The following is a 26,200-nucleotide window of genomic DNA, read 5'->3' as shown; positions in this document are numbered from 1 at the left end:
GTCTTTCGACAGCCCTTTTTTTATTTCGTTTATTCTCCCTAAATTTAGTTCTTAATACACAAATATCATGGCAAATCTTTATGACGGAAAAATGGCGGCAATTTTTGATGCTATGTACCAAACCTTTATTGATTATGACGAAGAGTATCATTTTTATAATAGTTTAATCCAAGAAAACAATTGTAAAACCATACTCGAAATTGGAAGCGGAACAGGAAATCTTGCCAAACGATTTCAGGAAAAGAATCAAGATTATATTGGCCTGGATTATAGTCAAAGCATGATTGCAATTGCCAAAGAGAGGAATAAAAACGTTACTTTCATACATGGCGACATGAGAGAATTTGAACTTGAAAAACCGGTTGATTGTATCCTCATTACAGGACGTTCCACCAGTTATTTAATAACAAATGAAGATGTGAACAATACTTTTGACTCTATTTATAAAAACCTAAACAAAGACGGAACTCTCATTTTTGATTTTATTGATGCCAATCGATTTATTCCTTTCACTAAAGAAAATGAAATCATAATTCATAAAGCTGAATATGATGGAGTAAAATATTATAGAAACAGCAAATGGAAAACAACATCATCAGAAAATTTTATGCTGGAGTGGACCGCGCAATATTACACTTTGAAAAATGATGAAAAGGAAATAATTGCAGACGATTTTTCTACAGTTCGCGTTTTTACCTTAAATGAAATACAATTATTTCTATATTTAAATGACTTTGAAATCATAAGAACAATTGATAGAAAAACCTATGCTTATGACACCTATGTAATTGTCGCAAGAAAAAAGTAAAACATACTCCTTGTAACACTTTCTGTAAATTATACAATCTTTTATTATAATTACGTAACAACTGATCAGCCAGACGGTTGTAAATTTGATTTATATTAATACTAAATTAAATATTATGAAAACTATAATTCTTGGAATGGTTGCTTTTCTATTTTCAATAAATATTCAAGCTCAAAATAAAAATGTTAAATCTGAAGTTAAAACGACAGTTACTACAGTAAAAAATTCTGATGGTCAGAAAAAATCAATAAAAACTCAAGAAGTAAAAGAAATTCAAAAAATTGAATTAAAAGACGCCGAATCTAATGCTTTAAACAAAGAAAGAAAAGAAACACCGGTTGAAGTTACTGCAATTACTACAATTACAGCAAATGGAGTTACAAATATTGTTGACATTGACAGGTCAGCTTATTATGATTTAAACGGAGAAAAATATCAGGTTAAACTAGCTGAAAGTGGATATACTATATACCAACCTAATCAAGAAAAAGCAGCTGTTTTGAGAAAAACATCAAACAACAATTATATCTATAGTTCAAAAAACAAAACTTCTTATGGTTACTTTGATGCCAATGGGAATTTAGTTTTAGAATCCTATGATGACAAAACAGACAAAATAACCGTAGAAACTTTTGTAATTATCAAAAAATAATCTATTTCGGAATACAACAAAAAAAATCCTGAGTTATCTCAGGATTTTTTTTTAAAATTAGAATTTAATCTTTATTCGTTATGTAAAAACGCTTGTCTGTTTAGTAACGTTTCTTCGCTTTCTACATGATTGTCATCCGGAATACAACAATCCACAGGACATACTGCAGCACATTGCGGCTCATCGTGAAAACCTTTACACTCGGTACATTTTCCTGGCACAATGTAATACACTTCGTCAGAAATTGGAGTTTGAGCTTCATCAGAATCTACTTCAGAACCATCAGGTAAAATTACTTTTCCTTTCAATTTTGTTCCGTCTTTATATCTCCAATCATCTGCTCCTTCGTATATTGCTGTATTTGGGCACTCTGGTTCACAAGCACCACAATTGATACATTCGTCTGTTATAATAATTGCCATTGTTCTTTGTTTAAAAGTATAACGTTTTAGGTTTAAAGTTTGTTTTAAAACTTATGTTTTTTTAACAATGCCTAATTACTTTATCCTTATTTTTGTGCAAAATTACAATCAAAACTATTCATAAGCAAACATTATGACATTAGAAACAAAAAAAAGTGTTTTTGTTGAATTAGGGAAATTCTTAAGTCAGTTTTCCGAAGATAATACTTCTATGAATCCAAGTGTTTTGCACAACGATCTGTTTTTTGATGATTTTATCGAATTAATAAAATTATCTCAATCCCATAATGGATGGTATACACCGGAACAAGTGTATTTTGCTATTCAATCTTGGGCAGAAGCTTTAACGGCAGAAAACTTAAATCTATGGCTTTCTGCTTATGATTTCCCAATAAACGAACCTAAAAACATCGCCTTAATTCTTGCCGGAAATATTCCGCTAGTGGGTTTTCATGATTTTCTTTCGGTTTTAATTACAGGAAATAATGTATTGGTAAAAACATCCTCAAATGATCAACATTTGTTGCCTTTTTTGGCTAAATACATCATTGCAATTGATTCTGAATTAGCCAATAACATCACTTTCGTAGCAGGGAAATTAGAAAATTTTGATGCTGTAATAGCAACGGGAAGTAATAATACTGCCCGTTATTTTGAATATTATTTCAAAGACAAACCTTCTATCATTCGAAAAAGCAGAAACTCAATTGCAGTTTTGAATGGAAAAGAAACCAAAGAGCAACTAGCTTCTTTAGGGGAAGATATATTCCGATATTTTGGATTGGGTTGTCGCAATGTTTCTAAAATTTTTGTTCCAAAAGGATACTCATTTGACGCTTTTTTTGAAGCCATATTTGAGTACCAAGACGTTATTCATTATGAAAAATATGCGAATAATTACGATTACAACAAAGCCGTTTTCCTGATGAGTAATTTCAAATTATTAGACAATGGTTTTTTAACAATAAAAGAAGATAAAAGCCATGCCTCGCCTATTTCTAGTGTATTTTATGAGTTTTATGATGACATCAATGATTTGAAAACAAGGTTACAATCCGAAAATGAGCAAATTCAGTGCATTGTAAGTGACAATCTTATAGAGAGCAGTATTGGTTTTGGACAAACCCAAAAACCTAAATTGTGGAATTACGCAGATAACATCGATACTATTTCGTTTTTGTTAACAACATAGTTGAAATATGTTCAATTATTTCGAATTAATTAACGCCTTTTAAATTCCTATTCCCGAAATTTGCACTTTAATTTTTTGGACTTAAACTACACCATGAAAAAACACAACTACAGCGCAGGACCTTGTATTTTACCACAAGAAGTTTTTGAAAAATCAGCACAAGCTATACTAAATTTTAACGATTCTGGGTTATCCCTTTTAGAAATTTCGCATAGAAGTAAAGACTTCGTTGCCGTTATGGATGAGGCTAGAGCAATTGTTATTGAACTTTTAGGCCTTGAAGGCAAAGGATATCAAGCATTATTTCTTGCTGGCGGAGCAAGTTTAGAATTCTTGATGGTTCCTTATAACTTAATGAAAGAAGGTGGAAAAGCGGCTTATCTTGATACCGGAACATGGGCTTCAGGCGCTATAAAAGAAGCAAAACTTTTTGGAGATACCGTTGTTGTAGCTTCTTCTAAAGAACAAAATTACAACCATATCCCAAAAGGATATACTGTACCTTCAGATGCTGATTATTTCCATTGCACCAGTAACAATACTATTTTTGGTACACAAATGAAGGAATTTCCATCAGTTGACATGCCGCTTGTATGTGACATGAGTTCTGATATCTTTTCAAGAGAATTGGATTTTTCTAAATTTGATTTGATTTATGCAGGAGCACAAAAAAATATGGGTCCAGCTGGAACTACTTTGGTTGTTGTAAAAGAAGAAATTCTTGCTAAAAACAACCGAATTATCCCAAGTATGTTGGATTATACTAAACATATCAAAGCAGAAAGTATGTATAATACTCCTCCTGTTTTCCCCGTTTATGCTTCATTATTGACATTACAATGGTTGAAAAACCTTGGTGGAATTGCTGCTATTGAAAAAATAAACAATGCTAAAGCAGTATTACTTTATGGAGAAATAGACAGAAACCCTTTATTTAAAGGAGCTGCAGCTGTTGAAGACCGTTCAAACATGAATGCTACTTTCTTATTAAATGACGAAGCGCATGCCGCAACGTTTGATGCAATGTGGAAAGCAGCAGGAATATCTGGATTACCTGGACATCGCTCCGTAGGTGGTTACAGAGCTTCTATGTACAATGCACTTCCATTAGAAAGTGTTCAAGTATTGGTTGATGTAATGAAAGAACTTGAAAAAAAGATTTAATGATTTAAAAATTGAAAAAATTAATAATTATGAAAACCAATTAGTACATCTTTCAATTAAAATTATACTTTAAAATTTAAAAAATCCTGATTGAATCTTTAAATTATTTAATTTTTCAATCTTTAAATATAAAACACAAATGAAAATATTAGCCAATGACGGAATTTCAAAAAGTGGAATTCTAGCTTTAGAAAAAGGTGGATTTGAAGTTATAACTACAAAAGTAGCGCAAGAACAAGTGGCTAACTTTGTAAACGAAAATAATGTATGTGTAGTTTTGGTACGAAGTGCGACTAAAGTTCGTCAGGATATCATTGATGCTTGCCCAGGATTAAAAATCATAGGCCGTGGCGGTGTAGGAATGGATAATATTGATGTGGAATATGCGAAAAGCAAAGGAATTCACGTAATAAATACACCGGCCTCTTCATCAGAATCAGTGGCAGAATTAGTTTTTGCACATTTATTTTCTGGGGTTCGTTTCTTGCATGACTCTAATAAAAACATGCCCCTTGAAGGAGATACAAACTTTGAAGGTTTGAAAAAAGCGTATGCAAATGGAGTTGAACTAAGAGGAAAAACACTTGGAGTAGTAGGAATTGGGCGTATTGGTCAAGCTACTGCTAAAATGGCATTAGGTCTAGGTATGAAAGTGATTGCTGCAGATATGTTTATCCCACAAGTTGACGTTAAAGTAGAATTTTTTGATGGCCAATCGATTACAACAACAATCGTTTCTCAATCATTGGAATCTTTATTCAAAGAAGCTGATTTCATTACCTTACACGTTCCTGCTCAAGACGGTTACATCATTGGAGAGAAAGAATTGGCTATTATGAAGGACGGTGTCGGTATCGTAAACTGTGCTCGTGGTGGTGTTATTGATGAAGTAGCATTAGTAAAAGCTTTGGACAGTGGAAAAGTATTGTTTGCCGGACTAGACGTTTTTGAAAACGAACCAACTCCTGAAATGACAATTCTAATGAATCCAAAAATATCAATGACTCCACATATTGGAGCTGCAACTGGAGAAGCACAAGATAGAATTGGAACTGAATTAGCACAACAAATCATTAGTTTGTTAAGCTAGTCTGCCTTTTTAACTCTTTAAAAGAGACTGTCCGAGAAAAAAGGACAGTCTCTTTTTTTTTGTTAAAATACTACAGATTAATCCTTTGTTTTTGTAACTTTATAATTCATTTATTTATCATGAAAAATAATTATTACATTATATTCATTCTTTTTTGCGCTTTTTTGGGATGTACTACTTCAAAGTCAAATTTCCCAAGCAATGAAAAGTCCGTTGCTGCTCAGGGCGATACGATTCGAATTGCCAATGACGCGTTAGAATATGAAGTAATTATTATTGATGCAGGTTTTAGTACGTGGTTGAACTCAAGAGCTTATCAAAGAGGATATCATTCTCAAAGCTATTTAGAGAATAAAAATCAATTGTATGTCAGTGAATGGAATAGTCGCGTTTTACAACCAATGCGATACGATTCAAATCTATATGAAATGACAATCAATTATGATCCAAATATTGATTATGGCTACGAAGTAAATTATTTGATATACAATTACATGATTTATTTTCAAAACACCGATAAACAAAAACTTTTTGGTTTTGTCCCCATCAGATAATGTTACTATATTTGTAATCATTATAAATAGAAATGAATAAACTAAAACAGCGTTGGGGAATAGACACTAATTTCCAACTCACCATCATATTTATCGTTTTTGCGATTACCGGTTCGGCTTCGGCTTGGCTATCAAAACCATTTTGTCTTTGGTTAGGAATTACAAAATCAGATTTAGGTTATTGGTTTACCCCTGTTCGATTACTTTTAATTTTTCCAATATATCAAGTGCTTTTAGTCCTAATTGGATTTCTTTTTGGACAGTTCAAATTCTTTTGGGCATTCGAAAAAAAGATGTTAAAACGCATGGCATTGGGATTTCTTTTTAAAGAATAACAAAAACGCCTCAATTACGAGGCGTTTTTGTTTTTAATCCAATAATTATAAATCCAAGTCAATGTGAATGTTGGTATAAAATCCGAAAAGGGTAAAATTTCTTCCAAAAAAGTAACTACTCCTCCTACTCGCCCTATGGTTCCTTTATACATCCAAGTCATTAGAAACCCAGCCAAAGGTGCCCAAATCACATCGGAGAACTCTCCAACCAACGGAACCGTAAACGATACTAATCCTATTGCATCAAACAGAATCCCTAATATAAGATTTCTAGTTTTATTATTTTCTGTAATAATCTGCGCTTTTTCTGTCATACTATTTCAATTATTTTTAGAAAATTGTACAAATCTAATGCCAATTATTTTTTGAGCTTGTCTTGATACTCTTTTTTCAGTTTCTCAATTTTTGGAGTAATTACATAACTGCAATATCCTTGAGTCTTGTTTTGATTGTAATAATTTTGATGATAGTCTTCGGCTTCATAAAATTTAGAAGCTGCCGAAATCTTGGTTACAATTGGTTTCCCAAATGTATTCTCGCTGGTCATCAAATCAATATAATCTTCGGAGAGTTGCTTTTGAATAGGATTATGGTAAAAAATTTCACTACGATATTGTGTCCCAACATCATTCCCCTGACGATTTAACGTAGTGGGATCATGTGTGGCAAAAAATATTTCCAACAGTTCTCCAAAACTTATTTCCTTAGGATCAAAAGTAATTTCAGTGGCTTCCGCATGACCGGTGTCTCCATTGCAAATATCCTTGTATGTTGGGTTTATAGTATTGCCGCCAATATATCCCGAAATAACTTTTTTTACTCCCGCCAATTCTAAAAAAACTGCCTCAGTACACCAAAAACAACCTCCAGCAAAGGTTGCAACTTCTAATCCGTTTTGCATTTCCATATTTTTTGTTTCTTTACTTTTTGGCACTCTACTATTCTTTTCTTTCGCACAAAATGAAAAAGGCAATAGTACCAGAAAAATTCCAATTATTTTTTTCATCATTCCCGATTTAGAATCAAATTTATTCATTAAAACGAACTGATTATCCGATATTAACTAAAGTTTATATTTTGTCAAAGTAAAATATATTGCGATGCATTTAATAATCATTAAAATCTTTGTTTCTTTGCCAAAACAGTTTCAAAATGATACAAGCCAAAAATCTACATAAATATTACGATCAACTACATGTGTTGAAAGGAGTTGATTTACATATTCAAAAAGGAGAAATTGTCTCTATCGTGGGTGCTTCGGGAGCCGGAAAAACGACACTTTTGCAAATCCTTGGAACTTTAGACAAGCCAACCGTTGAAAATGGAATTGAATTACGCATCAACAATGAAGACATTCTGACTATGAATGACAAAATTTTATCTAAATTCAGAAATCTAAATTTAGGTTTTATTTTTCAATTTCATCAATTATTACCCGAATTTACCGCATTAGAAAATGTTTGCATTCCTGCTTTCATTGCCAATAAATCAAAACAGGAAACAGAGATCGAAGCAAAAAAACTGCTGACTTATCTTGGGCTTTCCCATCGAATGAATCATAAACCCAATGAACTTTCCGGTGGAGAACAACAACGTGTAGCTGTCGCAAGAGCTTTAATCAACAAACCGGCAATCATTTTTGCAGATGAACCTTCGGGAAATCTCGATACTGCTTCGGCTGAAAACCTGCATCAATTATTCTTTAAACTGCGTGATGAGTTGGGACAAACCTTCGTTATTGTTACCCATAATGAGGATTTAGCGAATATGGCCGATAGAAAGTTAGTAATGATAGATGGACAAATTAGTGGTCAGTAATCAGTGTTCAGTTTGCAGTATTCAGAAATAAAAAAATCCGTGGAAATCAGTTTAATCTGTGTTATCCGTGTTCCAATAAAATGACAAACCTAGAACTAAAATCCTTCCTCGACGAAAAAGTGGTACAGTACAACACGCTCGACTTCATAGAAAGTGATCCTGTCCAAATTCCACATTTATTTTCACAGAAAGAAGATATCGAAATTGCTGGTTTTCTAAGTGCTACAATCGCTTGGGGAAATCGTAAAATGATAATCAAAAACTCCCATAAAATGATGGCTTTAATGGGGAATGCCCCTTATGATTTTGTTATGTCACATACCGAAAATGATTTGGAGCGACTAGAAATTTTTGTTCATCGAACTTTTAACGGACAGGATTTTGCCAGCTTTATCAGAAATTTGCAACACATTTATAAAAACCACAACGGATTGGAAGCTGTTTTTAGTACCAATCAATCCCGAAGCGTCGGGACCGATTCAATGCAAAAAAGCATTCATGAATTCAAGAAAATTTTTTTTGAAATCCCGCATCAATATAGAACACAAAAACACATTTCAGACCCTCTGAACAATTCTGCAGCAAAAAGGATTAACATGTTTTTACGCTGGATGGTGCGCCAGGACACTAAAGGTGTCGATTTAGGAATATGGAAAAGTATTTCTCCAGCTTCTTTATCCTGTCCTTTGGATGTGCATTCCGGTAATGTAGCGCGAAAATTAGGATTGCTGACCCGAAAACAAAATGATGCAAAAGCATTAGCCGAATTAGATTTAAGACTACGTGAATTCGACCCAATTGATCCCGTTAAATATGACTTTGCATTATTTGGATTGGGTGTTTTTGAAAAGTTTTAAACTTAACACCCATTTAATGTGCATTTTATTTCTATATTTATCGACTTATGAATCGCTTAATTTGGGGCCTAATGAAATAAAAGTATGACCAATTACTTGTATAATTTGTTCAAAGACATTACCAATATTACCGCGTTTTTATTTAAAAAATTAGATACTGACATAAGTTATATTGCTATTAAAAATGAATTATTAAATCTTAATTATTCATTTTTTAAAGCTGAATTTTCTTTTAATCTTTTTAAATACATCATCATTCCTTTTCTTTTAATTGTTATTGTTTCTTTAGTACTATTATTGATTGTAAATCGTTATGGTTTTGAAAAAAAAATAATTATAAAAAATGAGGTAGATATTAAAACAAACGATTTTCTTACTGAGATTATATTTTCTAATTATGATTCTAAGTATATAAAAGAACAAATAAAACTATTTATAGAAGAAGTACCTTTTAAAAAAAAATGGTGTAAAGGTATTATTCTAAATAAAATCATTACCATTAAAAGAAATATTAACGGAGTTAATCCGCATCAAATGCTCTTAATTTACAAATATTTTGGATTTCACGATTATAGTGATAAACTGATAAAAAGCAGGAGCTGGGAAAATAAATTGTTAGGGATATACCATTATCAAATATTAGAATATAAAATCAAAACAGGATATATAAGACCTAATATATATGTTAAAAATAAATTCTTAAAATCGAATGCATTGATTGCCGTAATTTCTCTTTCTGATCAAAAATTTGATTTTTTAAGCAATTATGAAAAACAAATATCATATGCCGACGAGCTCAAAATCCTTGACATAATTCATCAAAAAAAGTCTGCTTTACCTAAAAAAATTAACGAATGGCTCTACAATAAAAATAGTTCTGTAGTAATACTGGCTATTAAATTAATGATTCGATATAGAGAAACTCTAACAACTACACAAATAAGCCATCTTTTAAGCAATGCTAGTAATAAGGTCCGAAAAGAAACTTTCTTAGTCATTCGAAACTTATACATTATAGAAGCAAATGAGCTTTTAATAAACCATTATCCAAAAGAAACAGATAAACGAAATAAAATTTCTGCTTTGAAAACAATGGGAGCCATTGGTGATAATGACACCAAAGATTTTGCTTTAAGCATTCTTTTAAAAGAAGTCGATTTAGAAATAAAATTCGAAATTGTTAATTGTATTAATAAAATTGATACCACTTTCTTTAATACCTATAAAACAGAAGATGCATCAGAAAATGAAATCATAAAAAGAATTGTTTTACATGTAAATAACCCATATTTAAATTGAGCACCCTAGAAAACATTATTAAAACCTACGAAACCTATATTGCTTATTATTCCATTAGTTATATTGTATTTTATTTATTACTGGCTATATTATCTTGGACAGCTATAAAAAAGTATTATAAATCTAAATATTTCCTACTTAAAGAAATATTGGTTAAATCTAATCATACTGTTGGCGTTTCTATAGTAGCTCCAGCATTCAATGAAGCAACTACTATTGTATACAACGTTAAATCACTACTTTTTCAAGAGTACCCAAAATTTGAAGTGGTTATTGTTAATGACGGAAGTACCGATGCTACTCTAGAAATATTAATTAGAGAGTTTAATTTAGTTAAAGTAGATTTTTTCTATCAAGAAAAAATACCGACACAACCTGTAAGAGGGCATTATAAGTCAACGAATCCTATATACTCCAAACTTTTAGTTGTCGATAAAGAAAACGGAAAGAGTAAAGCTGACGGATCAAATGCCGGTATCAACTCTGCTAAATACTCCTTATTTATCTGTACAGATGTAGATTGCATTTTAAGAAAAGATACGATTTCAATGCTCGCCAAACCTTTTATTGAAAATACTGAAAAAGTAATCGCGACCGGGGCTGCAATACGAATTTCAAATTCATGTGAGTTTAAAGATGGAATGCTTTTTAAATCACATTTTCCAGATAATTTTTTTGCCCGTTTTCAGGAACTGGAATATATTCGTTCGTTTTTATTTGGAAGAATGGCTTGGAGCAAAATTAATGGTTTACTATTAGTTTCTGGCGGTTTAGGAATGTTCGATAAAGAAACGGTCATTGAAGCTGGCGGATATTGGCATAAATCACTTGGTGAAGATATGGAACTCATCACTCGAATGAGAAAACTGATGCACAAGAAAAAAGAAAAGTTCTTAATAATATATATACCGGAATCTCTTTGTTGGACTGAGGTCCCTGCCAGTATGACTATATTCTTAAGACAAAGAGTGCGTTGGGCCAGAGGATTAGTTCAAACATTATATTTACATAAAGATGTCTTTTTAAATCCAAAATACGGTAAAACTGGCCTCCTCATTTTTCCTTATTATTTGCTTTATGAATTTGCAGTTCCTATTTTAGAAATCTTAGGCTTAATTGTCTTAACAATTGATATGTTCTTTTTCAGTATTAACTATGATTTTTTATTGATTGGCAGTGCTTTTGTATATTTATTTTATATAAGCATAACTCTAATTTCTGTATTTTTAGATCAATTAATTTATAAACATTACACTGGTATTAAAGAGGTGTTAATATTAATAGCAATGATTTTTATTGAACCTTTTGTCTTTCATCCCCTCAATGTTTACGCTTCCTTAAAGGGTTATTGGCACTTTATAAGACAAAAAGAGCAAAAATGGGGAGTGATGGTACGTCAAGGATTTACAACTGAACAAAAACAAACATCATGAGGAATAGCAAAATTTTAAATATAGTCGGTTTTTTCATTTTTATATTCATTTTTTCAAATCAAAAAATAAACGCCCAAAAAATTGATACCGATAGTCTTTTAACAGTAATCATAAAAGACATGCAGCATGAAAAAAATTATACTAAAAATATTCAAAGAGCATTAATGGCTAAAAAAATAGCACCAAATTATCTTGATTATTATTTGATATTAGGACGTAACCATGATTTGTTGAAAAATAAAGATAGCGCGAGCTACTATTACAACTATTACATCAAAAAAACCAACTCTAACGAAGATGCTTTTAACTATCTAATCAACATCGAATTAGAAAAAGAAAACTATCTGGAAGCCGATAAAACAATAGATCAAGCCATTCAAATGCATCCTGAAAACAGAGATTTTCAGAAAAAGAAAATAGTGGTTTATCAATTACAAAAAGAAACTAAAAAAGAATATAACTATGTACAATCGTTACATGTAAGATACCCTAACGATCCTGAAATTAAACAAAGCCTTTTTCTCATAGAGTCAAAAATAAAGTCTGACAGGTTGGGCTTTAATTACAGTTATACAACTTTCAACAGAAATGGTTATGGCCCTTGGCATTTAGGAAGCATACAATACATCCGAGAACGTGGCTGGGGTTCTTTAATAGGCCGAATTAATTATGCGAATAGATTGTCTTCTGGAAAAAGTATTGCTGAAGGCAAACAATTTGAAGCAGAATCCTATTTTTTTACAGGAAAAAATAATTATTCTTACGCAAGTATAGCCTACAGTCAAGATGTAGTTTTCCCAAAGTTAAGAGTAGGATATTCTTTTTATCAAAATTTCAAAAAGGGATGGGAAGCTGATTTAGGGTTTCGATACATTAAATCAGAAAATACAGAAACTAAAACAATTGTTTTGGGAGTTGGTAAATATATCGGTTCCTATTGGATAAATTTTAGATCCTACCTACAAAATAATGACAAGGACTACCATCCTTCATTCTCGCTGACAACCAGATATTATTTTGATACAAAATATGATTATATTTCATTAGTTGCAGGATATGGAACGTCACCAGATGAGAGAACTACTATAGGTCAATTTGAACAAAGAGTAAGTCTTGATTCCTATAGAATTGGCGCTGGATATTACAAATTATTCAATAATCACTATTTAACTGGAATCCAAGCAACATTTAATAATCAGGAATATGTTCCAAACTTAAAACAAAACGAATTAGAAATATCTTTAATGCTCCAATATAAATTCTAAAATGTTTTATAAAAAATTCAATTTAAATAGAATACTATTTATCCTGTTTCTTTTAAGCTTCAAAATGATGGCTCAATCTGATATTGTTATTAAGAATCTAACAGCTAACGAGAACTCGATCAGTATTGCATCCGAGAGAGCAAGACCTGCTGCAATAGTCTTAAAATCGTATTTAGATAAATTTTTTTCTAATTCATTTTTGATTCAAAACGAAAATAATTCGATTGAGAAAAACTCAAAAATTCATCTCAGCATATCAAACATAAAAAAATTAAATACTGATAATAGTTTTATAATTAAAAGCAATACAACTGATATTTTTTTGATTGCTCCAAATGAAAAATTGTTACGCTATGCGGTTTATACCTTATTAGAAACTTGGGGATTTAGAAAATTCACTGCTAAAGAAACCTACATTCCAAAGTTAGATGTAGTTGTATTTCCAAAAAACACGGAGCAGTACCATAAACCTTCTTTTGAGTATCGAGCATTATTATATCCAGATGCTTACGATGAAAATTTCAGAGATTGGCATAAATTAGATTGGCATTTAGAAGACTTTAGCGTTTGGGGACATTCCTTTAGTAAACTTTTACCACCTCAAGAATATTTCAAAAAGAATCCAACTTTTTTTGCATTGTATGAAGGAAACCGAAACGGCGAATCCATTTGTATGACTAATGACACTGTGGTGGATTTAGTAATACAAAAAATACAGAAAGTGATTGCGCAAAACCCCAATGCTCCATTCTATTCTGTAAGTCAAAATGACGATGTAATCTATTGTGAATGTCAAGAATGCAAATCTATAAACAATAAATACGGAGGTCCTCAAGGGTCTCTCTATTATTTTTTAAACAAAATTGCAGTATATTTCCCTAAAACAAAAATAGTAACTTTAGCTTATCTTCATACATTTAAGCCTCCGACAAATTTAAAATTACAACCAAATATATATACCCTGTTTTGCCCAATTGAATTGAATCGAGGAAAAGCTATTGTGGACGATACTTACAGTAAGTCTTTTAGAAAAACATTGCAAGATTGGAACGAAACTACATCTCATTTATATTTATGGGATTATACGGTACAATTTTCAAACTATTTATCTCCTTTTCCTAACATTCATACTTTTTCAGACAACTATAAATTCTTTGAAAAAAATAATGTAAAAGGATTATTTGTACAAGGATATGCAGATGTTCCTGGTGATTTTACAGAATTAAGACAATATCTTTTGGCCAAATTATTATGGAATACTGATATTGATATTGAAGCCACTACAGATGATTTCCTAAGAGGTTTTTATGGTAAAGCGGCACCTCAAATTAGAAAGTATTTAAATCTTTTAGCCGAAAATCAACAAAAATCTAATTCATACCTAGACATCTATTCAGGTCCGGTTCAAAGCAGAAATACATTTTTATCACCGGAAGCAATGGATCAATATGACTATTTAATTAATGAGGCAACACTTGCAGTTAATCAAGATCCTATATTAGAGTCGAGAGTCAAAAAATTACGTTTAGCTTTGGAATATGTATTTTTTGAACAATCAAAATTTTATGGCAAGGATCAACATGGTATGTTTATGGCTAATGAAAAAGGCCAAAAAGAAATAAAAAAAGGGATAACAGAAAGAGTTCGAAATTTCACAAAAAACTGTTCAGAACTAGGAATCTATGAATTAAGTGAAGGTGGTTTATCTCCAGAAAAATATTATGAAGAATGGCTCCTAATAGCCAAAGACTCGACAAATCATCTGGGAGAAAAACTAAAGGTTAATTTTCTGACATTCCCAGCCGAAGAATTTACAGGAAAAGGAAGCTACGGGCTTGTTGATGGGATTAGAGGTTATAAAGACTATAACATCAACTGGATTGGATGGTATGGAACCAATCCAGAGATAGAACTAATTACCAACAAACTAGATTTCAATCAAATAAAAATAAATTTTCTCGATGATCAAAGACATTGGATTTTTAAACCAAAGAAAATTTCTATTTATGGTTTTAATAATGAAGAATGGTTGCTGATTACAGAGAAATTTATAGGGAATTTAACAGAAGATTCTGTTATTAAAACAGAACTGATAGAGATGAACAGTAAAAACTTTAGTAAATTTGATAAAATAAAGCTACTAATTGATAATCAAGATGATTTACCAATTTGGCGAAAGCGAAAGCAAAAAAAACCAATGATAATGATTGATGAGATTGAACTCTATAATAAATAAAAAAACTTAAAATGAGCCCAAAAAAAATATTAATAATAGAAGATGACAATCTAATAATTAAAATTCTAGATTTTATTTTAAAGAAAGAAGGTTATGAAACTTATATATCTAAAGATGGTAACGACGGAATAGAACAAATAGGGATTCTTCAACCTGATTTAATTATCACCGATATTATGATGCCTTATAAATCAGGACTGGAAATTACGGCCTATTCTAAAAAAAACTATCCCAGTATTCCAGTGATTATAGTTTCAGCTTTAGGTAAGGAAGATTTAACAGTTATTGAAGGTTTTAAATTAGGTGTGGATGATTTCATAGCCAAACCATTTAATCCTATCGAATTAGTTTTAAGAGTAAAACGTTTTGTTTAAAAGGTTGTGTTTAAACTAATCTAAAAATAACAATACTATTACCTAATGTTAGTATCCTCATAAAAAACGTATCTTTGCACAAAATTTAAGCAAATGAGTACTTTCGAACAATTCAATCTCCCTAAATCTGTGCAAAAAGCAATAGATGATTTAGGATTTACATCTCCAACTCCCATCCAGGAAAAAACTTTTTCTGTGATAATGTCTGGAAGAGATATGATGGGAATTGCACAAACTGGTACCGGTAAAACATTTGCCTATCTATTACCTTTATTAAAATTATATAAATTTACTCCAGGACATACCCCTAAAATAGTAATTCTGGTTCCTACACGTGAGCTTGTAGTGCAAGTAGTGGAAGAAGTAGAAAAATTGACAAAATACATGTCAGTTCGTACCGTTGGTATTTTTGGAGGAGTCAACATTAATACTCAAAAAACAACCGTTTATAAAGGCTGCGACATACTAGTGGGAACTCCAGGAAGAATCATGGATTTAACGCTGGATAATGTGATTCGTTTTGAAGAAATGCAAAAATTGGTAATCGATGAGTTTGACGAAATGCTTAATTTAGGTTTCCGTACCCAATTGACCGCTATTTTGGCCATGATGCCTAAAAAACGTCAGAACATACTATTTTCGGCAACAATGACGGATGAAGTGGATGCTATTTTGAATGACTATTTTGATTATCCGGAAGAAGTTACTCTTTCAGCATCAGGAACTCCTTTGGAAAACATCAAACAAATTGCCTATAATGTTCCCAATTTTAATACCAAAATAAACCTTCTAAAATACTTATTGCAAAACAACGAAGACATGAGTCGTGTTTTAGTATTTGTCAATAATAAGAAGATTTCAGATATGGTTCACGAACGTATCGAAGAAGATTTTGAAGGTCAGTTTGGGGTAATTCACTCGAATAAATCACAAAATTATCGTTTGAGTACGATGGCTTCCTTTCAAGAAGGAAATCTCCGTGGTTTGATTACTACTGATATTATGGCTAGAGGTTTGGATATTTCCAATATTACTCATGTTATCAATTTCGAAATGCCTGAAATGCCTGAATTGTATATGCACAGAATTGGTAGAACCGGTCGTGCAGATGCTACAGGAACCGCAATAAGTCTTATCGCGCCTCGTGAAGAAGAATCCAAAGTGGAAATAGAAGTGCTGATGAATATGGAATTAGCTATCGAACCTTTCCCGGAAACCGTTGAAGTTTCTTCAAAATTAATCGAACCTGAAAAAGACAGACAACCGATTAAGTTTATGATGAAAAAACAAAAACTTGACGGAGATGGCGCTTTTCAAGAAAAAAGCAAAAAGAATAAGAAAGTCAATTTGGGTGGACCTGGGGTAACCAAGAAAAAAACGCACGGTTCTGTAAATAGAAACATGCTAAAAACCAGAGACAAAAAGAGAAAAGACAAGAATAAATAGTAAACTAAAAAAGGCTAAAAATGATACTCATTTTTAGCCTTTTTCTTGAATTGTAATATTAATTCTTTGTAAAAACCAAGCAAACCGGAGAACACAAAGCAATCTTCTTTCCAGTATCTGTAAGTGCTCCCGTATTTTTATTTCTTTTAAAAATTACAATATCATTTGTATATTGATGTGCAACCAAAAGAAAATTCCCAGTTGGATCAATCGCAAAATTTCTAGGTCCTTTCCCTAAAGTACTGGTTTGTCCTTTCAATAGTAATTTTCCGTTTTTTAGAATTTTAAAAATTGTAATGTTATTAGCTTCCCCGCGATTGGAAGCATATAAAAACTTTCCGTCAGGTGAAATATGGATATCCGCAGAACTAAAAGTCCCTTTGAAGTCTTTTGCTAAAATAGTGGTTTCATCAATCTTTTTCAATATCCCGTTTGAATAACTAAATACCGTTAACGCTCCGTCAAGTTCCTGTAATAGATAAACAAATTTACCGTCCTTGCTAAAGGTCAAATGTCTTGGTCCACTTCCTGATTTAACTGAAATGCTATCCTTTAATTCTAAAACAGTACTGGCAGCATTAGGATTATAGACATACGAATATACTTTGTCATTCCCTAAATCGTTAGACAAAACAAACTTTTTATCTGGGGAAAAATGAACCATATGCACATGAGGACCTTCTTGTCTTTGTACATTAATTCCTTTTCCATAATGTTGTACTACTTGCTTTGCTTCAGCTAGACTTCCGTCGTTATTTTTACTAAAAACGGAGATATTTCCGCCGGAATAATTGGCAACTATCACATTTTTATCATCGTTTATAATGTAACAAGGATTTGCTCCTTTTGAACTTTGTTTGTTGATTAAGTTTAATTCACCGCTTGATGGAGTGTAACTGAAAGAACTTACCGTACTTTCAGCACCATACTCATTCACGGAATAAATAAAGTTATTGTCTTTTGAAACCGTCAAATAACTCGGATTTATAACTTTTTCAGTTGCATTTTTAAAACTAAAATCACCTGTCTTTGAATCAAAATCATATACATAAATTCCTTTGCTATCACAACTTTGGGTGTAGGTTCCAATCAGTAAATTAAATTTATTTTTTTGTGCCTGAACACTTGCAAAAATGAAAATTAATAGAACAACAGCAAACGGTTTTTTCATGTTTTTAAATTTTATTGAAAAGCTAAAATACACATTATATCCATAATGAATGTCAATTGTTTATTCCTTTGAAAAATTATAACAACTTCATCTAAAACTGTCAACAAATTTGTATTTTTGACTCATGAAATTCAATGAGCTCCATTGAAAATAAAATCCAGTGAAGTAAACTCAACCTCAGAATGCATTTTAAACATCCCGAAATTTTATACTTTCTGTTCTTATTGATTGTTCCAATTTTGGTCCATTTATTTCAATTACGCCGTTTCAAAAAAGAATATTTTACCAATGTTCGTTTCTTAAAAGCACTTTCCATACAAACCCGAAAAAGCTCTAAAATAAAGAAATGGTTGCTTCTCACCTGCCGATTATTATTGTTAACTTGTATTATTATAGCATTTGCACAGCCTTATTTTGAGTCAAAAGACAGTAAAAATGCCAGCAATGAACTGTATATTATTTTGGACAATTCTTTTAGTATGCAAGCCAAAGGCAAAAAAGGTGAATTGCTAAAACGAGCTGTTCAGGAACTGCTTGAAGAAACTCCTGAAAATTTAAATTTCTCTTTGCTTACCAATTCCGAAAATTATTGGAACACGGATATAAAATCGGTTCGTGGTGCTTTGCAAAATCTAAAATACAGCGCTACTCCGTTCCAATTGGACAATATAATGGCAAAAATAAAAGCGCATAAATCGGCTTTTAAAAAAGATATCGTTATCATTACCGATGCCGTAGGACTTGATGAAAAACAATTAAAAAATATAAATGCAGCTGACTCTCCTTTATTTATAATCACAAAAGCAGAGCAAAAAAATAATGTTTCTATTGACAGCGTTTTTATTAATAAAACTTTAGAAAATTTTTATGAAATTAGTGTTCAAATATCCGGTTATGGCGAGGATTTTAACCCGATTCCTATTTCTTTATACAATGAAAACAAGCTCATTGCAAAGACAATAGTAACATTAGACACGAAGAAAAAAAATCTCAATTTTACGATTCCAAAACAAGCCTTTCATGGCTATTTTTCTATAGTTGACAATGGGTTGAATTATGATAACACGTTGTATTTCAGCATTTCTAAAACCAAGAAAACCAACATTATCAGCATTGGAGAACCAGCGAAAAGCAACTTTCTTTCCCGAATTTACACCAGTGAAGAATTCAATCTTAATAATTACACTTTAAGTACATTAGATTACAATAAACTGGAAGAACAAGACGCGATTGTTTTAAATGAATTGGATGAAATCCCACAAGCTTTGACTACCACTTTAAAATCTTTTGTAGAAAAAGGCGGCAATTTAATTGTGATTCCTTCGGTGATAAATTCAACTACAAATATGAATTCTTTTCTATCGAATTTTGGAAAACTTACATTCAATTCTTTAGAAAACAGAGAAAAACTGATTACTAAAATCAACTTCAATCATCCTATATTCAATAGCGTATTCGAAAAGAAAGTGACTAATTTTCAATATCCAAAGACAAAAAGTTCCTTTATAATATCTAGCTCAAGTCCTGCTGCTTTGTCTTATGAGGACCAAAGTGTTTTCTTGACTTCGATAGTAAATTCGGTTTCGGCGGTTGCTGTTTTTGCAGCTCCTATCAACATCGAAAATTCAAATTTTCAGCAATCTCCATTAATTGTACCTACATTTTACAAGATGGCGATGAACAATCAAAACAACGGTGTAAATGCTTTGATAATAGGAAATAACAACCCACACTTGACCGAAGCTTCGCTAAACAAAGACGCTATTTTAACGGTAAAAGGCCTAGACGAACAATTTATTCCTATCCAACAAATTCTTAATAATAAAGTCAAAATGACTTTCAATGATTATCCGGAACAAGCCGGAAATTTTAGAATTTACAATAAAAAAGAGTGGATCGAAAACATCAGTTTCAATTACAATAGAACAGAAAGTGATTTGGCTTCAGCCAATGATAATATTCTTTCTGACTATAAAACCATCGAATCTATACCAACGCTATTTGACACTTTACAAACTGACAGAACTGATAATCAAATTTGGAAATGGTTTGTTATCTTTGCACTGTTATTTCTAATAACCGAAATGGCAATTATACGATTCGTAAAGTAAATAACGAAGATCCAAATAATTAAACAATCAATATGAACATAATCATCAGAGAAGCAAAAATTATCGATTCTAAAAGTCCCTTTCATAATAAGACTGTAGATATTTTAATTGTTGATGGTTTTATAAAAAAAATTGGAACATCGCTTCCAAATCCAGATAAAGCAGACGAGGTAAAACTTGATAATTTACACGTATCACAAGGTTGGTTTGACAGTAGCGTTTCTCTTGGAGAACCTGGTTTTGAAGACCGAGAAACCATATCAAACGGACTTAATGTAGCTGCCAAAAGCGGTTTTACTGCAATCGCATTACAACCCAACTCCTTCCCTATTATTGACAATCAATCCCAAGTGAATTTTGTTTTAAATAAAGCACAAGGATTTGCAACTCAACTGTATCCTATTGGCGCTTTAAGTAAAGAAAGTGCAGGAAAAGACATGGCCGAATTGTATGATATGAAAAAAGCTGGAGCCGTAGCTTTTGGAGATTATAATAAAAGTTTGGATAATGCTAATTTGCTGAAAATTGCCTTACAATACGTTCAGGATTTTAATGGATTGATTCTTGCTTTTTCCCAAGACGAAAATATAAAAGGAAACGGAGTGGCGAATGAAGGCATTGTTTCTACCCGATTAGGTTTGAAAGGAATTCCAAATCTTGCTGAAGAATTACAAATCGCAAGAAATTTATTTCTGTTAGAATATACTGGAGGAAAACTACACATTCCGACCATTTCGACTAAAAAATCAGTTCAATTAATCAAAGAGGCTAAAGCCAATGGATTAAATGTAACCTGCAGTGCAGCTGTGCATAATTTAGTTTTAACAGATGAAAAATTAGAAGGATTCGACACCAGATATAAAGTTTCACCGCCACTTAGAACTGAAGCTGATAGAAAAGCATTACTGAAAGGAATAAAAGAAGGAACGATCGATATGATTACATCCGACCATAATCCGATGGACATTGAACACAAGAAAATGGAATTTGATGGTGCCAAAAATGGAACGATTGGAATGGAAAGTGCTTTTGGTGCTTTGATGACCGTATTGCCATTAGAAACCGTAATAGATAAATTGACTGCTGGAAAATCTAGATTTGGTATTGATATCCAAATCATAAATGAAGGTTCAAAAGCAAATATTACCTTATTTAATCCGGAACCAAAAAGTATTTTTACAAAATCATCCATTTTATCAAAATCGAAAAACTCTGCTTTTCTGGAAACAGAAATGAAAGGGAAAGTACACGGAATTGTGAATCAAGGAAAATTAATTTTAGCATAAATAAAAAACCTCACAAACCTCAAGGTGAGCACAAATAAAAATGAATAATACTACCGAAACAGGAAAAACTGCCGCCATCACAAGCTATATTTTAGGAATTGGCGTGTTTATAGCGATGTCTATGAACTCCGAAGATAAAAATAAGTTTGCTTCTTTTCACATTCGCCAAGGACTGGGACTCACATTAACTTTTATATCACTTGGATTAATTATCAGCAATTTTGACAGCTTAATGATTTCAGCTCCGATGTGGATTTTCGTATTTGTTTTATGGTCTTATGGTATTACCAGTGCTATAAAAGGAGAAACGAAACCGGTTCCTTTATTGGGAACTTATTTTCAAAAATGGCTTAAAAACATCTCTTAATTGATTGAAGATTGTTGATTAACGATTTTTGATTGCAGAACTGAAAAACCGAAAACTGAGACTGTTTTTTTTTTGAATGCAGAATTTTTGAAAACTGAAAAATGATTACTAAGAACTGAATACTAACTATGAATTTATCTTTAGAATATAAAATACGAGAACCTAAAATAAAATTAGACAAAAATCCTCTTTTACTTTTATTACACGGATACGGCAGCAATGAAGAAGATTTATTTTCATTTGCTACTGAGCTTCCAGATGAATATTATATTATCTCAGCACGTGCGCCTTATGACTTGCAATACGGCAGTTATGCATGGTATGCGATAAACTTTGATGCGGATCAAAATAAATTTTCAGACCACGAACAAGCCAAAGTTTCAAGGGATTTAATCGCTGGATTTATTGATGAGTTAATTGCTAATTATCCAATCGATGAAACACAAATTGCTTTAGTTGGCTTCAGCCAAGGATCAATCTTGAGTTATGCTGTGGCACTTTCCTACCCAGAAAAAGTTCAAAAAGTGGTGGCTATGAGCGGCTATTTGAATTTAGAGATTGTGGCTGATGATTATCTTAAAAACAACTTTACTAACTTAAAAATATTTGCTTCACACGGAACGGTAGATCAAGTAATCCCAGTAGAATGGGCTAGAAAAACACCTGCAATAGTAGAAAATTTAGGAATAAATACAACCTATAAAGAATATCCTGTAGGTCATGGAGTAGCACCACAAAATTTCTATGACTTTAAAAATTGGCTTCTTGAAAAATAGTGTACAGTATTCAGTCGCAGTTTTCAGTTATAGTGAACACTGAGAACTGCGAATGACCACTTATTTTTGATATAATAATGATTGATTTACTTCGAAAGAAATACTGTCATCGGCATTGACAAAGTATTTCAATAAAACTTCTCCCCAAATTTCACCGTCACTAAAATCCGCAATAATCCATCTGTGATTTAGGATTCTTACTTTATTGATAATAAATTTATTCGTCCCAATTTGATCTTGACCTGTGTAAGGATTTCCTTTTGGGTTGGAGTTGTAATCCAATAATTTTTCAGTAACAACAGGAATTAATTTTTCGTATTGAATTATTTTTTCTGAACTTCCTGAATCAAAATAATTTTGTGCATTTTCATTTTTTGCCAAAGAAAAATAGTTCGCATCGGCTAACTGATTCGAAACTAAACTTAAACTGTCTCTTAACTTTTTTGTAGTTTTTTCATACCTTGTTTGTTCAAATGCGACCTGTTTACTCAAAAACATATAAGTGAAAATCGAAGAAAGTACCGCTAAAATAGTGAGATAAAGGAATAGTGACTGTTTCATTGTGAATTGAATTATAGTGTAATTTCTAAATTGTCGTATGCTAAGAAAACAGTTGGAGGAAGGTTTTTTTGAACCTCTTCATGATATCCCATAATATGACTAATATGTGTAAGATAAGTTGTTTTTGGTTGCACCAAAGTTATAAAATCTAATGCTTCTTTCAAATTGAAATGAGTATCATGAGGCTCTTCCCGTAAAGCATTTATTACCAACACCTTTAAGTTTTTTAATTTTTCAATTTCGCTTTTTTCAATAGTTTTCACATCAGTTAAATAGGCAAAATCATCAATTCGGTACCCAAAAACCTGAAGATCCCCATGCATTACATCAATAGGAATTACCGTTTTATTTCCGAGAGAAAATGGTTGATTATTGACAACTTCAATCGTTGCAACAGAAGGAGCGCCCGGGTATTTATTTACCGTTTCAAAAACATATTCAAACCGTCTTCTCAAATTATCGATGACCCTTTGATGTGCATAAATTGGGATTTCACCCTGCTTAAAATTAAACGGACGAATATCATCTATTCCCGCTGTATGGTCAGCATGTTCGTGAGTGAATAGGATTCCATCTACTTTTTGACAATTTGAAGAAAGCATTTGCTGCCTGAAATCAGGTCCGCAATCAATTACAAAAGAATGATTTCCCCAAGATATCCAAACGGAAACTCTCAGTCTTTTGTCTTTAAAATCAGTGCTTTTACATACTGGATGATTGCTCCCAATAACAGGAATCCCTTGTGATGTACCAGTTCCTAAAAAATATACCTTCAATTTTATTGCTTTTATTTACAAAAATAGGGTTAATTATCTTTCATTAGAAACCTATTTCATTAACTTTGCAACATATTAGCCATATTAAAAGAAAATGGATACAGAAATAAAATTAAAAGGTGACAAAATCATCGAACAAATCCCTTCAATTAAAGACAAAGCACTTCGTATTAATTTAAATGAAAATATTTACGGAACTTTTGCAGAGATTGGAGCTGGACAGGAAACTGTAAGACATTTTTTTAGATCTGGTGGTTCTTCTGGTACAATTGCAAAAGCAATGTCTGCCTATGACAAAGACTTTAGTGATGCTGTATACGGCATTGAAGAAGACGGCCGTTACGTAACCGAAAGCCGACTTAAAAAAATGCTTTCTCACGAAGTAAATCTAATAGAAAAACGTTTGAGCAGAGAGAAACATCCTAATAAAATGTTTTTTAGTTATGCCAATACTGTAGCTACTATTGATTTTGCAAAACAATTCAAAGGACATGGATGGGTTGGAATTAGTTATCAAATTGAACCGGATGAGGATTATAACGAAATTATCATTCACATTCGATTTAAAGAAACTGATGTACGGTTACAGCAAGAAACACTTGGTATTCTTGGTGTAAACTTAATTTATGGAGCGTATTATAAATACAATGATCCTAAACGATTATTGCGCTATTTATACGATCACTTAGATAAAGATCAGTTAGAAATAGACACTATAAATTTCTCAGGGCCTCGTTTTGCTGATGTCGACAATCGTTTGATGAGTTTACAATTAGTAAAAAACGGGATGACAGATGCGGTAATGTTTAATCCTGAAGGTAAAAACATTCTTCCCGCTGCAATTCTATACAAAAAAAATATTCTTGCTTTTAGAGGTAGTTTTCGTCCCGTTACAAAAGTGAACATGGACATGTATGAGAAATCATTGAAAATGTTCCTGAATGAGAATAAGGTAAATGCCGAAAATACACTGGTAGTTTTTGAAATTACATTATCAAACTTACGTTCTGATGGTGAAATCGACGAAAGAGATTTTATGGATAGAGCTGAATTACTGTGTTCTCTTGGGCAAACAGTAATGATTTCAAATTTCCAGGAATACTATAAAGTGGTGGAGTATTTTGCTAATTATACCAAAGCCAGAATGGGATTAGCCATGGGTGTGAATAATTTAGTAGATATTTTTGATGAGAAATATTACCGTCATTTAAGCGGAGGAATTCTAGAAGCATTTGGAAAATTATTCTATCGCGATATGAAAGTTTTCTTGTATCCAATGATTGGAGAAGATGGAGAAATCATCACATCGGAGAACTTAAAAGTACATCCTAGAATGAAAGAGTTGTACAAATTCTTTAAATTCAATGGAAAAGTAGTAGACATCAATGATTACGATCCTGCAATTCTAGAGGTTTTCTCTCGTGAAGTGCTCAATATGATTAATCAAGGAAAACTGGGTTGGGAAACAATGCTTCCGACTGGTATTGCTGAAATAATCAAAGAGCACCGCCTTTTTGGGTATGACCCAAATAAAGTTTTGAAGGAAAGTAATTAGTGAATGTGGTCAGTTGCTAGTCCTGATAACTATTAAAATCAGTAGTAAAATTTCGATTTAAATTACAACACAAAGTCCAAAATTGAGGTCATTTAACACCTCAACTCTGGACTTTGTGTTGTTGTCATAATTTGATTTCAGTTTTTGTATTCTTATCTGCAATTGCAGTAAATGATCACTAAAAACTGAACACTGACTTACTTTAGTATCTGAGCGGCATGAACCTTAGTTTTTACATCTAAAATCACGTCCTCGATGATTCCTTTTTCATCAATTACAAAAGTGGTTCTGTGAATGCCATCGTATTCTTTTCCCATGAATTTTTTTGGTCCCCAAACTCCAAATGCTTCAATTACTGATTTATCTTCATCAGCCAATAACGGAAAAGGAAAATCGTATTTTTCTTTGAATTTGGCTTGTGCTTTTTGCACATCAGCACTAACACCCAGCAGTTCATAATTATTAGCCTGGAATCGCTCGAAATTATCTCTTAAATCACAAGCTTCTGCAGTACATCCCGGTGTATTTGCTTTTGGATAAAAGAAAACGACTAATTTTTTACCTGCATAATCTGCCAATTGATGTGATTTTCCGTCTTGGTCAAGACCTGCAAAATTAGGTGCTTTATCTCCTTTTTTTAATGTTGTCATTA

The 26,200-nt window shown here is 32.0% G+C and carries 27 protein-coding genes; 20 read left to right on the top strand and 7 right to left on the bottom strand.

What is annotated here, in order from left to right:
* The first annotated feature begins 67 nt into the window (after positions 1-67).
* Together E0H99_RS09820 and E0H99_RS09815 are read left to right on the top strand one after the other, a co-directional pair.
* On the top strand, positions 68-808 hold the full coding sequence (locus E0H99_RS09820) for a class I SAM-dependent DNA methyltransferase (protein WP_131994562.1): 741 nt from the start codon (positions 68-70) through the stop codon (positions 806-808).
* Positions 809-923: 115 nt separating this feature from the next.
* Positions 924-1,460, top strand: coding sequence for a hypothetical protein (locus tag E0H99_RS09815; protein ID WP_131994559.1), 537 nt, complete (start codon positions 924-926; stop codon positions 1,458-1,460).
* Positions 1,461-1,531: 71 nt separating this feature from the next.
* Here the strand turns inward: E0H99_RS09815 and E0H99_RS09810 are convergent, their stop codons facing one another.
* A complete protein-coding gene (locus E0H99_RS09810; RefSeq protein WP_126454541.1) occupies positions 1,532-1,882 on the bottom strand; it encodes a 4Fe-4S dicluster domain-containing protein in 351 nt (116 codons plus the stop codon).
* A 133-nt stretch (positions 1,883-2,015) separates the two neighbouring features.
* Here E0H99_RS09810 and E0H99_RS09805 point away from each other — a divergent pair, with 133 nt between their 5' ends.
* The 5 genes from E0H99_RS09805 to E0H99_RS09785 all read left to right on the top strand — a co-directional run bounded on the left by E0H99_RS09805 (position 2,016) and on the right by E0H99_RS09785 (position 6,217).
* A complete protein-coding gene (locus E0H99_RS09805; RefSeq protein WP_131994556.1) occupies positions 2,016-3,074 on the top strand; it encodes an acyl-CoA reductase in 1,059 nt (352 codons plus the stop codon).
* A 93-nt stretch (positions 3,075-3,167) separates the two neighbouring features.
* Entirely contained in the window at positions 3,168-4,238 is a 1,071-nt protein-coding gene (gene serC, locus E0H99_RS09800; RefSeq protein ID WP_131994553.1) for a 3-phosphoserine/phosphohydroxythreonine transaminase, read from the top strand.
* Between the two features lie 139 nt (positions 4,239-4,377).
* The gene (locus E0H99_RS09795; RefSeq protein ID WP_131994550.1) at positions 4,378-5,328 is read left to right on the top strand and encodes a D-2-hydroxyacid dehydrogenase; all 951 of its coding nucleotides are present in this window, start codon (positions 4,378-4,380) and stop codon (positions 5,326-5,328) included.
* 119 nt (positions 5,329-5,447) lie between these two features.
* Positions 5,448-5,882 carry a DUF6146 family protein gene (locus E0H99_RS09790; protein ID WP_131994547.1) on the top strand — a complete coding sequence of 145 codons (435 nt, stop codon included), beginning with the start codon at positions 5,448-5,450 and terminating at the stop codon, positions 5,880-5,882.
* A gap of 32 nt (positions 5,883-5,914) precedes the next feature.
* Entirely contained in the window at positions 5,915-6,217 is a 303-nt protein-coding gene (locus E0H99_RS09785; protein WP_131994544.1) for a DUF6787 family protein, read from the top strand.
* A gap of 14 nt (positions 6,218-6,231) precedes the next feature.
* Here E0H99_RS09785 and E0H99_RS09780 read toward each other — a convergent pair whose 3' ends face one another.
* Both E0H99_RS09780 and msrA read right to left on the bottom strand, forming a co-directional pair.
* A complete protein-coding gene (locus E0H99_RS09780) occupies positions 6,232-6,531 on the bottom strand; it encodes a hypothetical protein (RefSeq protein ID WP_131994541.1) in 300 nt (99 codons plus the stop codon).
* Between the two features lie 44 nt (positions 6,532-6,575).
* Positions 6,576-7,124 carry a peptide-methionine (S)-S-oxide reductase MsrA gene (gene msrA / locus E0H99_RS09775; RefSeq protein WP_131995004.1) on the bottom strand — a complete coding sequence of 183 codons (549 nt, stop codon included), beginning with the start codon at positions 7,122-7,124 and terminating at the stop codon, positions 6,576-6,578.
* 245 nt (positions 7,125-7,369) lie between these two features.
* On the opposite strand from msrA, the gene E0H99_RS09770 reads away from it, so the two are divergent.
* The 8 genes from E0H99_RS09770 (at position 7,370) to E0H99_RS09735 (ending at position 16,945) form a co-directional block, all read left to right on the top strand.
* The gene (locus tag E0H99_RS09770; protein ID WP_131994538.1) at positions 7,370-8,035 is read left to right on the top strand and encodes an ABC transporter ATP-binding protein; all 666 of its coding nucleotides are present in this window, start codon (positions 7,370-7,372) and stop codon (positions 8,033-8,035) included.
* Positions 8,036-8,115: 80 nt separating this feature from the next.
* Positions 8,116-8,892, top strand: coding sequence for a TIGR02757 family protein (locus E0H99_RS09765; protein WP_131994535.1), 777 nt, complete (start codon positions 8,116-8,118; stop codon positions 8,890-8,892).
* A 105-nt stretch (positions 8,893-8,997) separates the two neighbouring features.
* On the top strand, positions 8,998-10,191 hold the full coding sequence (locus E0H99_RS09760) for a hypothetical protein (protein ID WP_131994532.1): 1,194 nt from the start codon (positions 8,998-9,000) through the stop codon (positions 10,189-10,191).
* Entirely contained in the window at positions 10,188-11,624 is a 1,437-nt protein-coding gene (locus E0H99_RS09755; protein ID WP_131994529.1) for a glycosyltransferase family 2 protein, read from the top strand. Before E0H99_RS09760 ends, E0H99_RS09755 begins: the two co-directional genes overlap by 4 nt.
* Positions 11,621-12,889 (top strand): YaiO family outer membrane beta-barrel protein, encoded by a 1,269-nt coding sequence (locus E0H99_RS09750; protein ID WP_131994526.1) that lies wholly within the window; start codon positions 11,621-11,623, stop codon positions 12,887-12,889. Before E0H99_RS09755 ends, E0H99_RS09750 begins: the two co-directional genes overlap by 4 nt.
* Before the next feature lie 64 nt (positions 12,890-12,953).
* A complete protein-coding gene (locus E0H99_RS09745; protein ID WP_131994523.1) occupies positions 12,954-15,125 on the top strand; it encodes a DUF4838 domain-containing protein in 2,172 nt (723 codons plus the stop codon).
* 11 nt (positions 15,126-15,136) lie between these two features.
* On the top strand, positions 15,137-15,499 hold the full coding sequence (locus E0H99_RS09740) for a response regulator transcription factor (RefSeq protein ID WP_131994520.1): 363 nt from the start codon (positions 15,137-15,139) through the stop codon (positions 15,497-15,499).
* Between the two features lie 93 nt (positions 15,500-15,592).
* Positions 15,593-16,945: a DEAD/DEAH box helicase gene (locus E0H99_RS09735; protein ID WP_131994517.1), complete on the top strand. Its 1,353-nt coding sequence runs from the start codon at positions 15,593-15,595 to the stop codon at positions 16,943-16,945.
* Positions 16,946-17,003: 58 nt separating this feature from the next.
* On the opposite strand, the gene E0H99_RS09730 is transcribed toward E0H99_RS09735, so the two are convergent.
* Positions 17,004-18,116 carry a lactonase family protein gene (locus tag E0H99_RS09730; protein WP_131994514.1) on the bottom strand — a complete coding sequence of 371 codons (1,113 nt, stop codon included), beginning with the start codon at positions 18,114-18,116 and terminating at the stop codon, positions 17,004-17,006.
* A gap of 182 nt (positions 18,117-18,298) precedes the next feature.
* Here E0H99_RS09730 and E0H99_RS09725 point away from each other — a divergent pair, with 182 nt between their 5' ends.
* From E0H99_RS09725 to E0H99_RS09710, 4 genes are all read left to right on the top strand, one after another.
* Entirely contained in the window at positions 18,299-20,227 is a 1,929-nt protein-coding gene (locus E0H99_RS09725) for a BatA domain-containing protein (RefSeq protein WP_131994511.1), read from the top strand.
* 32 nt (positions 20,228-20,259) lie between these two features.
* Positions 20,260-21,513, top strand: coding sequence for a dihydroorotase (locus E0H99_RS09720; protein ID WP_131994508.1), 1,254 nt, complete (start codon positions 20,260-20,262; stop codon positions 21,511-21,513).
* A 40-nt stretch (positions 21,514-21,553) separates the two neighbouring features.
* On the top strand, positions 21,554-21,880 hold the full coding sequence (locus E0H99_RS09715; RefSeq protein ID WP_131994505.1) for a hypothetical protein: 327 nt from the start codon (positions 21,554-21,556) through the stop codon (positions 21,878-21,880).
* A 128-nt stretch (positions 21,881-22,008) separates the two neighbouring features.
* The gene (locus E0H99_RS09710; RefSeq protein WP_131994502.1) at positions 22,009-22,656 is read left to right on the top strand and encodes an alpha/beta hydrolase; all 648 of its coding nucleotides are present in this window, start codon (positions 22,009-22,011) and stop codon (positions 22,654-22,656) included.
* A 60-nt stretch (positions 22,657-22,716) separates the two neighbouring features.
* Here the strand turns inward: E0H99_RS09710 and E0H99_RS09705 are convergent, their stop codons facing one another.
* Together E0H99_RS09705 and E0H99_RS09700 are read right to left on the bottom strand one after the other, a co-directional pair.
* Positions 22,717-23,217 (bottom strand): hypothetical protein, encoded by a 501-nt coding sequence (locus tag E0H99_RS09705; RefSeq protein ID WP_131994498.1) that lies wholly within the window; start codon positions 23,215-23,217, stop codon positions 22,717-22,719.
* A gap of 11 nt (positions 23,218-23,228) precedes the next feature.
* Positions 23,229-23,993 (bottom strand): MBL fold metallo-hydrolase, encoded by a 765-nt coding sequence (locus tag E0H99_RS09700; RefSeq protein ID WP_131994495.1) that lies wholly within the window; start codon positions 23,991-23,993, stop codon positions 23,229-23,231.
* 94 nt (positions 23,994-24,087) lie between these two features.
* Between E0H99_RS09700 and E0H99_RS09695 the strand changes: the two genes are divergently transcribed.
* Positions 24,088-25,548: a TonB-dependent receptor gene (locus E0H99_RS09695; RefSeq protein WP_131994492.1), complete on the top strand. Its 1,461-nt coding sequence runs from the start codon at positions 24,088-24,090 to the stop codon at positions 25,546-25,548.
* Positions 25,549-25,745: 197 nt separating this feature from the next.
* Here E0H99_RS09695 and bcp read toward each other — a convergent pair whose 3' ends face one another.
* A complete protein-coding gene (bcp, locus tag E0H99_RS09690; RefSeq protein ID WP_131994490.1) occupies positions 25,746-26,198 on the bottom strand; it encodes a thioredoxin-dependent thiol peroxidase in 453 nt (150 codons plus the stop codon).
* Between the last annotated feature and the right edge of the window lie 2 nt (positions 26,199-26,200).

The sequence above is a fragment of the Flavobacterium sp. GT3P67 genome (assembly GCF_004349155.1).
In the GTDB taxonomy this organism is placed as follows: domain Bacteria; phylum Bacteroidota; class Bacteroidia; order Flavobacteriales; family Flavobacteriaceae; genus Flavobacterium; species Flavobacterium ranwuense.
Note: the sequence above shows the minus strand (reverse complement) of the source record. Positions and strands in the feature narration are given on the sequence as shown.